Source organism: Hymenobacter lapidiphilus, assembly GCF_013377885.1.
Classification (GTDB): Bacteria; Bacteroidota; Bacteroidia; order Cytophagales; family Hymenobacteraceae; genus Hymenobacter; species Hymenobacter lapidiphilus.
Window position 1 is genome coordinate 101,153 of sequence record NZ_JABKAU010000001.1, and the last position, 13,618, is coordinate 114,770.

At 62.1% G+C, this 13,618-nt stretch carries 13 protein-coding genes and 1 tRNA gene; 11 read left to right on the forward strand and 3 right to left on the reverse strand.

From position 1 onward, the window contains the following. Positions 1-23: 23 nt before the first annotated feature. Both HW554_RS00440 and HW554_RS00445 read left to right on the forward strand, forming a co-directional pair. Positions 24-596 carry a fasciclin domain-containing protein gene (locus tag HW554_RS00440; RefSeq protein ID WP_176906380.1) on the forward strand — a complete coding sequence of 191 codons (573 nt, stop codon included), beginning with the start codon at positions 24-26 and terminating at the stop codon, positions 594-596. A 188-nt stretch (positions 597-784) separates the two neighbouring features. Next, complete coding sequence (locus HW554_RS00445) at positions 785-1,429, forward strand: flavin reductase family protein (protein ID WP_176906381.1); 645 nt, start codon at positions 785-787, stop codon at positions 1,427-1,429. Positions 1,430-1,496: 67 nt separating this feature from the next. Here HW554_RS00445 and HW554_RS00450 read toward each other — a convergent pair whose 3' ends face one another. From HW554_RS00450 to pdxH, 3 genes are all read right to left on the reverse strand, one after another. After that, positions 1,497-2,105 (reverse strand): Maf family nucleotide pyrophosphatase, encoded by a 609-nt coding sequence (locus tag HW554_RS00450; protein WP_317170811.1) that lies wholly within the window; start codon positions 2,103-2,105, stop codon positions 1,497-1,499. After that, entirely contained in the window at positions 2,098-3,420 is a 1,323-nt protein-coding gene (locus tag HW554_RS00455) for a DUF1015 domain-containing protein (protein WP_176906382.1), read from the reverse strand. Before HW554_RS00455 ends, HW554_RS00450 begins: the two co-directional genes overlap by 8 nt. A gap of 166 nt (positions 3,421-3,586) precedes the next feature. Beyond that, a complete protein-coding gene (gene pdxH, locus HW554_RS00460; RefSeq protein WP_176906383.1) occupies positions 3,587-4,240 on the reverse strand; it encodes a pyridoxamine 5'-phosphate oxidase in 654 nt (217 codons plus the stop codon). 172 nt (positions 4,241-4,412) lie between these two features. On the opposite strand from pdxH, the gene HW554_RS00465 reads away from it, so the two are divergent. The 9 genes from HW554_RS00465 to HW554_RS00505 all read left to right on the forward strand — a co-directional run bounded on the left by HW554_RS00465 (position 4,413) and on the right by HW554_RS00505 (position 13,555). After that, entirely contained in the window at positions 4,413-4,979 is a 567-nt protein-coding gene (locus HW554_RS00465) for a YqgE/AlgH family protein (RefSeq protein WP_176906384.1), read from the forward strand. Between the two features lie 181 nt (positions 4,980-5,160). Continuing rightward, positions 5,161-7,485 carry a DUF349 domain-containing protein gene (locus tag HW554_RS00470; RefSeq protein ID WP_176906385.1) on the forward strand — a complete coding sequence of 775 codons (2,325 nt, stop codon included), beginning with the start codon at positions 5,161-5,163 and terminating at the stop codon, positions 7,483-7,485. 158 nt (positions 7,486-7,643) lie between these two features. Continuing rightward, positions 7,644-7,716, forward strand: a tRNA-Thr gene (locus HW554_RS00475). Between the two features lie 150 nt (positions 7,717-7,866). Next, positions 7,867-9,180 carry a site-specific integrase gene (locus tag HW554_RS00480; protein ID WP_176906386.1) on the forward strand — a complete coding sequence of 438 codons (1,314 nt, stop codon included), beginning with the start codon at positions 7,867-7,869 and terminating at the stop codon, positions 9,178-9,180. Positions 9,181-9,340: 160 nt separating this feature from the next. Further along, on the forward strand, positions 9,341-9,949 hold the full coding sequence (locus tag HW554_RS00485; RefSeq protein WP_246285017.1) for a thermonuclease family protein: 609 nt from the start codon (positions 9,341-9,343) through the stop codon (positions 9,947-9,949). 50 nt (positions 9,950-9,999) lie between these two features. Then, on the forward strand, positions 10,000-10,635 hold the full coding sequence (locus tag HW554_RS00490; protein ID WP_246285019.1) for a DUF6266 family protein: 636 nt from the start codon (positions 10,000-10,002) through the stop codon (positions 10,633-10,635). A 175-nt stretch (positions 10,636-10,810) separates the two neighbouring features. Then, positions 10,811-11,482: a hypothetical protein gene (locus HW554_RS00495; protein WP_176906387.1), complete on the forward strand. Its 672-nt coding sequence runs from the start codon at positions 10,811-10,813 to the stop codon at positions 11,480-11,482. 238 nt (positions 11,483-11,720) lie between these two features. Next, a complete protein-coding gene (locus HW554_RS00500; protein WP_176906388.1) occupies positions 11,721-12,743 on the forward strand; it encodes a hypothetical protein in 1,023 nt (340 codons plus the stop codon). A gap of 95 nt (positions 12,744-12,838) precedes the next feature. After that, entirely contained in the window at positions 12,839-13,555 is a 717-nt protein-coding gene (locus HW554_RS00505; RefSeq protein ID WP_176906389.1) for an agmatine deiminase family protein, read from the forward strand. Positions 13,556-13,618: the final 63 nt, after the last annotated feature.

Below are 13,618 nucleotides of genomic sequence, written 5' to 3' on the forward strand. Positions count from 1 at the left end.
TTCTACACTTCCTTTTATTTCCGATGAAAAAGCAACTTCTTTCCCTCGCTTTCGTGGCCCTGCTGGGCGGCGCTTCCGCTACCACCGCTTCGGCCCAGGCCAAGATGACGCCCAACACCGTAATGGTGGGTGGCATGGCGATGTACCCTAACAAGAACATCGTTGAAAACGCGGTAAACTCCAAAGACCACACTACCCTGGTAGCCGCTGTAAAGGCCGCCGGCTTAGTAGAAACCCTGCAGGGCAAAGGTCCCTTCACGGTTTTCGCCCCCACCAATGCCGCTTTCAACGCCCTGCCCGCCGGTACCGTTGAAACCCTGGTAAAGCCGGAGAACAAGGCTACGCTCACCAAAATCCTGACCTACCACGTGGTAGCCGGCAACATGACGACCGAAAAAATCATGGCCGCCATCAAGGCCGGCAAGGGTACGGCCACCATCAAAACCGTAAGCGGCGGCACGCTTAAAGCCATGATGAATGGCCCCAAGAACGTAGTACTGCAGGATGAGAAAGGCAACGTGTCCAGCATCTCTACTTACGACGTGATGCAGAGCAACGGCGTAATTCACGTAATCGACAAAGTACTGATGCCCTAACCGGCACAAGAGTCAAAATAAATAAGCCCGCCCCGATATAATTTATATCGGGGCGGGCTTATTTATTTTGATTAAAATTGGCTTGAAAATCAGCTAATTTATTACAGAAGGCCCAGCTGGCAACCTATGCTGCCGGTGACTTTTAGGGGCCGTTGTGGTTACCCTCACTCCTACCATCTCCCCGCCGCATGCGCCACTTTACCGCCGCCGACCTCGGCCAGCTCGAAAAGGTTTACCGCCTCAACCTCATCAACGCCATCACGGGCTTCAAGCCGGCCAACCTGCTGGGAACGGCCGATGCCAACGGGCGCACCAACCTGGCCATCATCAGCTCGGTAGTACACCTGGGTTCCAACCCGGCCCTGCTGGGGCTCATCATGCGCCCGCCCTCCGTCGAGCGTCACTCCTACGACAACATTCGGGCAACGGGCTGCTACACGCTCAACCATGTGCACGAGGGCATCATCAAGGCCGCTCACTACACCTCGGCCAACTTCCCACGGGAGGTTTCGGAGTTTGATACCTGCGGCCTCACGCCCGCGTACCACGACGATTTTTCGGCGCCCTACGTGCAGGAAAGCCGACTGCAAATCGGTCTGGAACTGCTCCAGGAATTACCCATCGAGGCCAACGGCACCATTATGCTGATAGGCCGGGTGCAGCACCTGTACCTACCCGACACGCCCGGCGTACTCCGCCCCGATGGCTCGCTCGACCTGGCCGCCGCCGGCACCGTGGCCCTCAGCGGCCTCGACACCTATTACACAGCCCAACCCGTGGCCCGCTACGGGTATGCCCGGCCCAACCAGAATCTGGAAGAGCTGGATATGTAGCGCAGGGCAAACCCGGTTGTCATCCTGCGCACGCGCAGGATGACAACCGGGTGCACCGTAGCCCGCATTAAATCAGTCCGAAGTCCGCTAACGCCTCCCAGACGCGGTGCACCGGCAGGCCCATTACGTTGAAGTAGGATCCTTCGAGGCGGGTGATGGCCACCATACCAATCCAGTCCTGAGCCCCGTAGGAGCCGGCCTTATCGAAGGGCTGGTAATGACGGACGTAGTGCTCGATTTCGGCGATGGAAAGCGCGCGGAAATGCACCCGGGTTTCGTCGGCGAAAACCACCTGGCGGCCGTCGGCGGCCAGCAGGCAGACGCCGGTGTACACCTCGTGGGCGCGGCCCTGCAGGCGCTGCAGCATAGCTACGGCCTCGGCTTCGTCGGCGGGTTTATTGAGCACGTCGTCGTCGAGGCAGACGATGGTATCGGCCGTGAGTACGATTTCACCGGCGGCCAGATCGGGGGCATAGGCGGCGGCTTTGTGAGCGGCCAGGTACTCGGCAATTTCGGCCCGGCGCAGATGCGCGGGGAAGCTTTCATCCACTTCCCGCAGGCGGATTTCGTAGTCCAGACCCAGATCGGAGAGCAGCTGGCGGCGGCGCGGCGAACCAGAAGCCAGCACCAGCCGTGGCCGGGCAATCGAAGCAGTATTCAGCACAGAATCAGACACGGAAAACGTCGGTAAACGGAGCGGTAGTTTCCGCCTCGGCAATGCTGCTGAACAGGAAGCCGCCGATGGTTTTGGGGAAGAAGAACGTGGATTTGGCCGGCATAACGGCCCCCGAGTGGCATACGCGTTCCACTTCGGCCATGCTCACCTCGTTGGTGATGAAGGCGGCCCGGGCCTCGCCCTTGTTTACGCGGGTGAGGCACTCGGGGAAATTGCGCACGTAGGCCACGCTGGGCCACTGCCGCTGCGCCTCCGAGCCCGCAATACCCAGCACTTTTTCAAGTACGAAGTAGTGTAGTACCGTCAGGTCGAGGTTTTTGATTTCCGTGGTCGTGGGCCAGTCGAGCTGGGCATGAACTTCGGGGCGCAGGCGGATTTTGTACACCTCACCTTCGCCCAGATACAGCCCAAACGCCCACTGCTTGCCGGCAATTCGCTCGGGCAGGTCGTAGGGGTCGTCGAGGGTGAGGACGGTGAAGTAGGGCTCCAAGCGGGCCAGCAGGTCGGCCACGCCGGCAATGCCGGGCAGGTCCAGCAGCAGCCGGTGCGTGGGCAGAATCCGCAGGTCGTCGGCCGCCGCGTTGGTGAGGTACATGAGGTGGAAATTCCAGGCCTCATGGCCCGTGTAAGCGTCGCCGGCCGCCGCCCGACGCGCCTGGCGGTAAGCCAGCGAGCCTTCGTAGCGGTGGTGCCCGTCGGCCAGAATTACCTCGCGCGCTGCCAGCACGCGCTGGAAATGGCGGATTACGTCGGCATCCTGAATAACGGCCAGCACGTCGCGGGCGCCCTGGTAGTCCTCCTCGGTTTCGTAGAGCGGGCTGCGCATGGCCTCGTCCAGGTAGGGTTCCAGGTCGAAGTCCTCGTCGCGGTACAGGCCGTGGGTGGCGCTGGACTGAAACTCGGTGCGGGCCAGCAGCTCGGCCCGGTCGTTCACGGCGGCGGGCAGGGTGCTTTCGTGGCGCAACACCACGTTCTCGGCCCAATCGGTGGCCCTAATGTGGCACATGAAGCCCTTGCGGCAATACTCGCGGGGGCTGCCCGGCAGCCGGAAGTACTGGTAGTACACGTAGATGCCCGGCAGCTCATCCTGCTGCAGCACCCCGGCATGCTCCCATTCGCGCAGCCGCGCCAGGGCCTGCCCGGCGGGGTCGTCGCCGCGGGGCACCGAGAGGTGAATACTGTTGAGCGGGTTCTGATAGAGCGCCTCGCGCTGCCGGGGCGACACCACATCAAAAAGCGGCGACACGAGCCGGTCAATCTGAGAACGTAGTCCGGGCCCGTAGCGCCAGCCCCGGATAGGTTGAATTTCAGCCAAACCTGTTGGGTAATGAGGTACTAAAAAGATAAGGTAAAACACTGTCATGCTGAGCGCAGCGCAGTCGAGTCGGAGCATCTCTACTGCAATGCTAACTCCTGCTAACTGCAACGAAGCGGTAGACATACTTCAACTGCGCTCAGCATGACAGTGTTACTTTTCCTACTCAGGGAGCCAGGCGATTCAGGTGCCACTGGCCGGCGGCCGTGCGCTCGTACACGATGCGGTCGTGCAGACGCGAGGGGCGGCCCTGCCAGAACTCGACGCGGTGGGGCCGCAGCAGGTAACCGCCCCAGTGCGCGGGACGCGGCAGCGGCTCCTGGCCGGCAAACCGGGCTTCCACGTCGTGCTCGCGCTGTTCCAGGGCTTCGCGGCTGGCAATGGGCTGGCTCTGGGGCGAGGCCCAGGCCCCGATCTGACTGCTACGCGGGCGGCTTTGGAAGTACTCAGTCGAGTCGGCGTCGGAGGCCTTTTCCACCCGGCCTTCGATGCGGACCTGCCGCTCCAAGCCCGGCCAGAAAAAGGTGAGGGCCGCCAACGGGCTCCCGGCCAGCTCCCGACCCTTGCGCGAGTCGTAGTTGGTGAAAAAGAGAAAGCCTTCGTCGGCGGGCAGGCCCTTGAGCAGCACGATGCGGGCGGCGGGCTGGCCGGCGGCATCCACGGTGGCCAGGTTCATAGCCGTGGGCTCGTCGAGGCGGGCGGCCAGGGCCTCATCGAGCCAGGCCCGGAACTGGGCCACCGGCTCGGGCAATACGTCGGCCTCGGTGAGGGTACGCTGGGAATAGGTCTGGCGCAAATCGGCCAGTTGCGGATCAGTCATTTATGTTGAGCTGTTAGCGTAAAGCTAGAGAGGAACAAAGGTACTACAATGGGCCGGGGCCGGAACCCTGCGCCCCCCGCCGGCCGTAAGAACAATTCCAGCCGCCACTGTTCCCGGTATCTTTCCCAAAAAAAGCTGACAGCTATCTGCTAGAGGCTAACAGCTTATCACAATGGCCCGACTTCGCCCTGGCAACCTGCTTATTTCCCAGCCCTTTCTGGGCGACCCCAACTTCGAGCGCAGCGTAGTGCTGCTCTGCGCGCACTCCGAAACCGAAGGCTCGTTCGGGCTCGTGCTCAACCGCCCAGCCAACCTGCAGCTCTCCGACGTGCTGACGCTACCCGGCGGGGAGGCGCTGCCCGCTGCGGCTACGCCCTTGGGTGTGGGCGGCCCCGTCGAGCCCGACACGTTGCATTTTGTACACCAGCGGCCCGACCTGCCCGATGCCGTTGCGCTGGGCGGGGGCGTGTACTGGGGCGGCGACTTTGCCCGGCTGCTGAAACTGCTTATCAATGGCGAACTGACACCCGCCGAAGTGCGCCTGTTTGTAGGCTATTCGGGCTGGACCAACGGGCAGCTAGCCGACGAGGTGCGCGAGAAAGTATGGATTGTGGAGCCTGATGCTGCCGCGAAAGTGTTTACTTTGACTAACGATGCCTTTTGGCAGGCCATTTTACGCGAAAAAGGCGGCCACTACCGGATGCTGTCCAACTACCCCACCGACCCGCGCTTAAATTGAGCTGGTAGCGGCAAGCCGTTAACTTTTTGTTCAATGACCAATGATAAGCGCCCGTTAAAGCCCATATTTCTGTAAATCCAGCCATAGAGCGCCAACCAGAGCTAACGGCTGTCAGTTAATGGCTAACAGCTAAATCCACCCACTGTGCCCCGCCCGCTGCGGGGAGTTTTCGCCGACCCTTATGCATCCCGACCAACCGACCCCCAACAGCGCTTCCGGCGCTGACGCCAACTCCGAATCGCCCCAGCAGATTCTGGACCGCCGCCTGGCTGAACTCGCCGCTGACAAGCCCGCAGTGACTGGCACGGCCCCAGAAGACATTACCGAGCAGCCCGCTCAGGGAACTACGCCTCTGCCCGCCAACCAGCCCGCCGGTGCCGGCACGGCCGAGCCCTCGGCCGCCGCCACCGAAACGGCGGAAGCCACGCACGCCGCCGCCGACCAGCCTAACACGCCCCCGGCCACCGACACCCCGCAGCCAACCAGCGTGCCGGCGCCCCCCGCTCCTACTGCCACCGAGCCCCCGGCCGAAATGCCCGAGACAGGCAACGCGCCAGACCAGGCGGCAGGACCCACTAGTACTGAAGCGCCGCACGTTACCCCCGTAGTAGACGTACCGACCGGCGAAACCATAGCCGAAGCCCTGGAAGCCACGCCCGGCGTTGGCTCGCTGCCCACTTCTTCTGACTCCCCGGCCAGCCCCGGCACTACCACTACGGCCCACCAGCCCGCCGCTCCGGCCCTGCCCGACCCGGCCGCTTCTGCAGCCGACGCGAAGGCCCAGCCAGAAACTCCCGCCGTCGATTTCGATAGCCTCGACCTGGCCGCCCAGGCCGCCCACCTGCGCGGGCTGCTGGGCCAGTCCAACGCCGGCAAGAAGCGCCAGAGCATTACCGACCTCTACCGCCGCTACGAAACCGGCCTGAAAGCCGACCGCGCCGAGCAACGCCGGCAGTTTGTGGAAGCTGGTGGCACGGCCGAGGATTTCGCCTCGAACGACCCTGCGGGCCATCAGGAGCTGCAGCAGTCCTATCAGGAGTTTCGCGCCAGCAAGGTGCGCGACGCCAAAGCCGAGGACGAGCAGCGTGGCAAGAACCTGGCCCACAAGCAGGAGCTGCTCACGCAACTGCGCCAGCTGGTGGAGTCGGCCGAAACGGAAGACAGCTCGGCCCGCATCAAAAGCCTGCAAAGTGACTGGAAGAACACTGGGCCGGTACCCCAGACCGACTCGCAGGAGCTCTGGAGCAGTTATCACGCGCTGCTCGACATCTACTACAACAACCGGGGCCTGTTCTTCGAGATGAAGGAGCTGGACCGCCGCCGCAACCAGGAAGCCAAGGAGGCCCTGATTGTGCGGGCCGAGGCCCTGGCCGATCAGTCCAACATCAACAAGGCCACGCAGGAGCTACGCCAGCTGCACGAAGAGTGGAAGCACATCGGGCCGGTGCCCAACGAGCAGCGCGAGCCGCTGTGGCAGCGCTTCCTGCAGGCGTCGGAGTTGGTACACGGCCGTCGGCAGGAGGCTTCAACTGCCCGCAACGCTGAAGAAACCGCCAACCTGGAGCGCAAAACGGCTCTGCTGGAGCAGCTTATGCCCTTCGGCGAGTTCGAAACGGAGCGCGTAAACGAGTGGCGCAGCAAAACCGATGAGCTGCAGCAGCTGAAGCAGGATTGGGATGCTGCCGGCCTGGTGCCACGCAAGCAGGCCGAACAGGTTAACAAGCAATTCTGGAGCGCCTACAAGGGTTTCTTCCAGAAGAAGAATCAGTTCTTTAAGGCCCTCGACGAGGAGAAGAGCACCAACCTGAAGCGCAAGCTCGAAATGTGTGAGCAGGCCGAGGCTGCCCTGCAAAGCCCCGACTGGGAAGCCAGCCGCCAGACCGTTATTCAGCTGCAAAAGGAGTGGAAGCTGGTAGGCCGGGTACCCGAGAAGCAGTCGGACAAGGTGTGGAAGCGTTTCCGCACTGCCTGCGACGCCTTCTTCGACCGCAAGAAAGAGGAAGGCCGCCAGCGCGAGCAGCAGGTGCAGCAGCTCAGTGAAGACCAGACCAACCACTTGGCCGCCGTGGCCGAAGCCGTTGCCGGCCTCTCGGCCGAGCAGCCCGGCTCGCTCGAAGGCTTCCGCGAGCAGATAGCCGGCTGGCGCGCCTTCGACGGGGCCACCCGGCCCCAGGCCGAGGAGCGGTTCCAGAAACTGATGGCCCAGTACCTCACCCAAGTACCCGAGCTGGCTTACCAGGACCGCACCGACCTGCTCTTCAGCCTGCAGGTAGAGCGCCTCAAGGCCTCGCCTGATTCCCAGCAGCTGCTCTACAAGAAAGAGCAGGCCCTGCGTCGGGAAATCAGCGAGCTGGAAAACGACATCTCGACCCTACAAACCAACCTGGAGTTCTTCGCCCGCTCGAAAAACGCCGCCCAGCTCCGCCAGGAGTACCAGGGCCGCGTAGATGAAGCACAGACCCGCATCGAGAACCTAAAGCGCCAACTCAAGGCTGTACGTAGCTAACCCATAGCGCCACTGAATTCAGTTGAAACACCCCGCAGCCCAGGCCGCGGGGTGTTTTTATTTTTCGGGCAGTTAGATAGTTAGTGCGACAGAGGAGGAAATTTTAACTGATTACTTGGCAGGTTCACGTCCAAAGCCTACTTTTGTGCCACTTCCCTGCCTCCTTAGCTCAGCTGGTAGAGCAACTGACTTGTAATCAGTAGGTCGTTGGTTCGATCCCGACAGGAGGCTCATTTTAGCACACCCGGAACGCCCGGAAACTTGCTTCTCGCACCGCGAAGGCACGTTTCCGGGTTTTTTGCGTTCGGGGGAAATGGCACTCCTGGGCGCGAAACTTTCACTTAACGGCGGAAGCGACGCTACCCTACACGCTACCCTCTTATGGTAACCCAATTCACGCTGCGCAGGCAGAAGCAAAACAAGGCGGGAGAATGTCCCGTGTACCTGATGGTGTACTTCGACGGGGCCCGGCTGGCCTGCTCGACGGGTGAGAAGTGCCGGCCGGCCGACTGGAACGAGGACCGTCAGCAGTTCCGCCGCTCCTATCCTCTCTTTGAGGACGCCAACGCCCTGCTGGCGCGCATGGCTACCGACGTGCTTACCTGGTGGCGGGCGGTGCGGGCTGCGGGCGACGTGCCCACGGTGGCCGGGCTAAAAGCCGCGCTGCGCCCGGCGGAAGCCGCTCCGGCCCCGGCCGAGCTGCTGGTGGTCGAGGAAATCATGAAGTTTCGGGAGCTAATGCGCGGGCGCGGGCTGATGTGGAACACGCTGCGCCACTACCTGGTGGTGGGTAACTGGCTGCGCGACTACCAGACCCTGCTGGGCCGGCCTCTGACAGTGGCGGGTTATGACCTGGCGACGCATGATTCGTTTCTGGCCTACCTGCGGACGGTGCGCGGGCTGGCGCCGAACTCGCTCTACACGGTGGGGAAGGATTTGCGCCGGCTGTTCGGCTACCTGCGGGAAGAACGGGGCTGCACGCTGGCCGTGGAGCCGCACAAGCTGCGGATTTCGAGTGAAGAAACTGACAAGGTGTACCTGACGGCCGGCGAGCTGGAGCAGCTGCGGGTGGCCGTGCTGCCCTCGACGCTGGTACCGGTGCGGGACGTGTTCCTGTTCTGCTGCTATACCGGGCTGCGCTACTCCGACGTGCTGCAGCTGCACGGCGGCAACGTGGAGGCGCTGCCCGATGGCACCGGGCAGGTGCTGCGGCTGATTCAGACCAAGACCCGCACCAGGGTGAGCGTGTACCTGACGCGGGTGGCCGGGGCGCTGCTGGCCAAGTATGCCGGGGCAGAACGCTCGGGCAAGGGGGCGCGGCTGCTGCCGGTGTATCAGAACCAGGTGATGAACCGCTATTTAAAGCGGATTTGCCGGCTGGCCGGCCTGGAGCGGGAGGTGGAACAGTCGGCGGTGGTGAGCGGGCTGGTGTGCAAGCGGCCGGTAAGCCTGCACGAGCTGGTGACCATGCACACGGCCCGGCACACCTTCGCTACGCAGAGCCTGCTGAGGGGCATGCCGGTGGAGGTGCTGCAGAAAGTGATGGGCCATGCCAACATCAAGACGACGCTGGTCTACGCGAAGGTGGTGGAAGACTTCCAGCACCAGACCATGCGGCGCATCTGGGATGGCGCAGAATATGATAATGGACCGCAAACAATCGGCAGCGTCTGCGCGGTGGAACCTGCGGCCTGATACACTTCTTACCTGATGGATGAATGCCAATAGCCCGTTCTACTTAGTAGGACGGGCTATTTTTTAGGGCCTGATGATACAGCAAGTCGCCAAAAGCCTACATCCTTACGCATTACACTATTATTGATAAATGATATAAAACTTTACTATGTTTGTTTCTATGAAATACACATCTCTCCTACTAGTGCTCTCCTGCTCAACGCTCACCCGGGTGGAGGGGCAGACGGTGCGGGCCTCTCGGGCTGTGCGACCAAGCGTGGTTGCGCCGGTGGTTTTGGGCCCGACTGGTTGCTGGCAGCTGATGCGGGTGCGGCGGGTGGTGGACGCCGATACATATGAGGTGGATTCGCCAACGGGGGCCGTGGCCCGCGTGCGGCTGCTGGGGGTAGATGCTCCGGAAAGCAGCCAGCCGTACGGCCGGCAGGCGACGCAGCAATTGGCGGCCCTGGTGCAGGGCCGGGTGGTGTGGGTGCGGGTATTGGGCGGAGATGCTTACGGGCGCAACCTGGTGGCCGTGAAGCTGCGACCGGCGGCGTTCGATACACGGCCGGCCGTGGCGCTGGATAGCCTACTGGTAGTGCGGGGCTGGGCCTGGGCCTACGACCCCGGCCATGTGGTGGCCGGCCGGGCTGCCGAGCAGCAGCAGGCCCAAGCGGCCCGGCGCGGGCTCTGGAAGTGCGGCCTGACGGCCCCGGTTCGGCCGGGGGTGTGGCGGGCCTTCAACAAGCAGGAAAAAGCGCGGGCCTGGGTTGGCTGCCCTGGGTTTTAGCGCGATTAGTCAGCCATTTCTTTTCTCTCACTCTTTTTCTCTTTTCACTTATGGCACGAATTCGTAGTCTGCTCGGCGACATTGAAGGGTCGGCAGGGCAAATCACGTTCACCAAACAAAACGGGGTGAACGTGCTCAAGCAGAAAGTGGGCCCCAACAGCAGCAACACGACGGCCCAGCAGAACACGCGCAGCCGCTTCAAGCGGCTGGCCGAACTGTTCCGGGCGCTGAGCATTCCGGTGCGACAGGGCCTCAAGCCCCAGGGCGGGGTATCGGCCTACAACCGCTTCGTACAGCAGAACTTCGCCAACACCCAGGCCGACGCGCTGGGCGTGGCCTCGGTGGACTACTCGAAGCTGGTGCTCTCGGGCGGGGGCGTGGAGCCGCTGGCCCGCGTAACGGCCGTGCTGGACGCGGGGGCCGGCAAGGTGACGGTGAGCTTCTTCGACAACAGCAACGGCAACGTAGCCCTGGACACCGACGGGGTGAAGGCTCTGGTGGTCAACAAGGCTACCGGCCGGGTGGTATCGGCCGCCGACGAGGACGCAACCCGCGGGGACGGCAGCCTCGACATCGAGGATGATGCGCTGCTGGGCGCCTCGGCCGCCGATTTGATGGTGCTGGCTTTCGCCTACCGGGCGGACGGCACGGACGCCTCGTCTACGACGCAGGCGCAGGTGGCTTAGCGGCCGCCATGCAGTGCCGCCCCGGTCCGCGTCTGTCTGGCCGGGGCGGTTTTGCACTCAGGCCAGTCAGGGATGACGGGAGCTGGCTAGGAGCTTCTCAGGAGTCACCTACCAGAAGCCCCGGCCGTCTGGCACTGGCAGTTTATTGTATTTTTCCACGTCAACTTTTACGCTCATGCCTGCAAAAACTGCTTACCAAAAACAAGCCGACAAGCGCACCAAAGACGCTATCCGGCTCCGGGCCCGCTTTGATGCCCGCGCCCGCAAGGCGGCCACCCAGCTCACGGTCGCCCTGGCCGGTGCCCTCGATGCTCGTGAACGGACCAACCGCATTAACCTGCTTTACGGGGTCGATATTTCCACCGAAACGCTGCTGGTTCACTCGCTCCGCGTGGCCGGGCTGGGCCAGCAACTGAATGCGTTCCTGGGCGAGAGTACGCCGGGCGAGGAACTGCAGCTCTTCAACCCCACGCCCGACGGCAACGGCGGGGCGGTGCTGCCGCTGGAAGAACTGTTCGGCGAAACGGTGACCGGGCCGCCAGTGGTCTTTCAGCCTCTTCCCCCGGCGGCCGCGCAACCGGCCGAAACCGGGTCGGGCATTGCCATCAATCAGCTGCGGGCCCAGGACGTGGGCGGCGGCAACTGGAACATTACGGTGCAGGCCAGTGCCCCGTCGGGCGGCTACCACCTGGTCAACGACTTCGCGCCCTACCCCTACGACTTCCGCAACGGGGATGAGATGTCGTTCACGTTCAACAACGCTTCGGCCGGGCAGCGGGTGCAATTTGTCTTTACTGACTCGGCCAACGAGCAGGTCCGGGTGGAACGCACGCTGGTGTTGGGGTAAGAGCACTGGGTTTACCACTTGGCAAAAGGCCGGCTCCGGAAACGGGGCCGGCCTTTTTTGGCACTGTGAAATGCACAAATGCAAACTACCGGATTGCTGCAATAGCAATTATATAAATTATAACTATTTCATATTCAACAGCATCACGCCTTTTATAAAAAGGCTTCAAACGAGTTGTATAAGCCATATCAATTGTACTCCTTGCCCTCCCAAAATTGACCTTAACGCCCCATTCCCTATGACTGATTTAGAACGCTATCGTACCACACTGGAGACGAGCAAAGCGCTTGGTTTATCCGGGCAAGAGGCGATGTCGGCACTACCCTATATCGTTCCGCGGTACCTGCATTACTACTGGGATACCCATTGGATGAACAGTTCGCAAAGCTGGGCGGCCCATCGGTTGGACAGCTTGCAAAGCTGGAATGAATTTGCAGTGGTCTGGGAGGCGGCCAGAATCCAGGGGGATGAGTTGCAAAAGCTGCACAAGCGCTCGGTTGTTGAAACCGTGGCTATTGCTGACCGACTCGTTGCCGCCGGCCTTCCGCACGTGTACGATTATGTGATGTTTGTACTAAACCAGAAGCTGCGCCAGGAAAACCCCTTGCCATTGTTGGTAAGCCTGATCGGGCAGTTGCATATGGCAGAGGGGCGAGCCTTCGGCATGCTGGTGGATGCTATTGCGTACCTGCTGCTGAACCGGCTGGTGCTGCATGCCGGAAACCAACAGTATCGGCTGACGGATATTGAGCTCTATTATCGGCGGGCGCCCTACCACGATGACCCCTACGTGCATGGGGGGCCGGAGCAGGAGGAAACCGGTTCCTGGTTCTATAACCTGGCCGGGGGGCTTGATTTCACGTGCGGCGACCGGAAAAGCGGCGCGGTGGGCGGAATTCTGCTGCGCGGCCTGCGTCGGTTAGACCGGGAAGGCTATGTATCGGGGGTACAGTTGGTGCTGCGCGAGTTGGTATCGGCGTTGCGGGGGCCACTGCTTGATGGCCCCGGCTGGTCGCTGCGGGCCGCTGAGCGGGAAGTGGATGTGCCGGTCTGGCACACCACGCGGCAAGGATTGGTGGAAAAGCAGGAGCCTCTGGCCATGGACTTTCACCAGCGTCGTTACCGCTTCCTGGCGGATAGCGATTATGTGCGCACCCTGGGGGGTAAGGAAAAGCTTGTCTGGGAGTTGTTGGAAACCAACCAGGTTGGCGGAGACGAAGTAGTCGGCCTGTTGGGCTATAAGCCGAAATGGCTGGCATAAGGCCGGTTTACGTGGCCGACGCACTGCCGGGGGCCTATCGGCCAACGCACGATGCGCTGGCAAGGGCACTGCGAACCAGTGGCTATTCGCTGCATATGTTACCGGGTACGCGGGATATCTGGGTACGGGACTTTATGCCTGTGGTGCGGCCTGGGGGCAGCCACGTGCTGTTCCGGTACGCTCCCTCCTACCTGCGAACCCGCCGGGAGCGGCGCACCATCACCGACGCCGCTCCTATCTGCGCCGAACTGGGCATTGCAGCCTACCAGTCGGAGTTAGTGGTGGACGGCGGCAATGTGGTGTTCGTGGGCAAAACGGCCGTGGTGACAGACCGGGTATACCGGGATAACCCAACCGTTGAGGCAGCTAACTTGCGCCGGCGGCTAACCGAGGAGCTGCAGGCGGAAAAACTGGTGGTGGTACCGGCCCACCCGGATGATTTTACCGGGCATGCGGACGGAATGCTGCTGCCAGCGGATGAGCGGACGGTTTTGGTGAGTGCCTACCGCAAAGAGAAAACGGAGTTTATTGCGCTATTCCGAACGACGCTGGTAAAAGCGGGCCTGAGCCTTATTGAACTTCCTTACAATCCCTATGGCAACCGGACGTATACCGATGCTGCAGGAGACTATGTAAACGCGCTGCGATTACCGGGGCTGGTGCTGGTTCCCACCTTTGGCATGCGCGAAGACTGCATGGCCCTGCGGGCGTATGAGGGCGCTTTTGCTACGGAGCGGGTGGTTGGTGTCAGGGCCGTGGATGTGGCGCGTCAGGGGGGCGCGTTGCACTGCATCAGCTGGACTAGCTATTGATGCCAGGGTTGGGAAGGCAATGTGCTCAGTACTTTCAGTATCATTGAGGTAGCTTGCTGAACT

What these genes read in the sequence shown, in the direction of transcription:
- HW554_RS00440 (WP_176906380.1), top strand. Translation starts at nt 24, where the DNA reads ATGAAAAAGCAACTTCTTTCCCTCGCTTTCGTGGCCCTGCTGGGCGGC.
- HW554_RS00445 (WP_176906381.1), top strand. Translation starts at nt 785, where the DNA reads ATGCGCCACTTTACCGCCGCCGACCTCGGCCAGCTCGAAAAGGTTTAC.
- pdxH (WP_176906383.1), bottom strand. Translation starts at nt 4,240, where the DNA reads ATGACTGATCCGCAACTGGCCGATTTGCGCCAGACCTATTCCCAGCGT.
- HW554_RS00465 (WP_176906384.1), top strand. Translation starts at nt 4,413, where the DNA reads ATGGCCCGACTTCGCCCTGGCAACCTGCTTATTTCCCAGCCCTTTCTG.
- HW554_RS00470 (WP_176906385.1), top strand. Translation starts at nt 5,161, where the DNA reads ATGCATCCCGACCAACCGACCCCCAACAGCGCTTCCGGCGCTGACGCC.
- HW554_RS00480 (WP_176906386.1), top strand. Translation starts at nt 7,867, where the DNA reads ATGGTAACCCAATTCACGCTGCGCAGGCAGAAGCAAAACAAGGCGGGA.
- HW554_RS00485 (WP_246285017.1), top strand. Translation starts at nt 9,341, where the DNA reads ATGAAATACACATCTCTCCTACTAGTGCTCTCCTGCTCAACGCTCACC.
- HW554_RS00490 (WP_246285019.1), top strand. Translation starts at nt 10,000, where the DNA reads ATGGCACGAATTCGTAGTCTGCTCGGCGACATTGAAGGGTCGGCAGGG.
- HW554_RS00495 (WP_176906387.1), top strand. Translation starts at nt 10,811, where the DNA reads ATGCCTGCAAAAACTGCTTACCAAAAACAAGCCGACAAGCGCACCAAA.
- HW554_RS00500 (WP_176906388.1), top strand. Translation starts at nt 11,721, where the DNA reads ATGACTGATTTAGAACGCTATCGTACCACACTGGAGACGAGCAAAGCG.
- HW554_RS00505 (WP_176906389.1), top strand. Translation starts at nt 12,839, where the DNA reads ATGTTACCGGGTACGCGGGATATCTGGGTACGGGACTTTATGCCTGTG.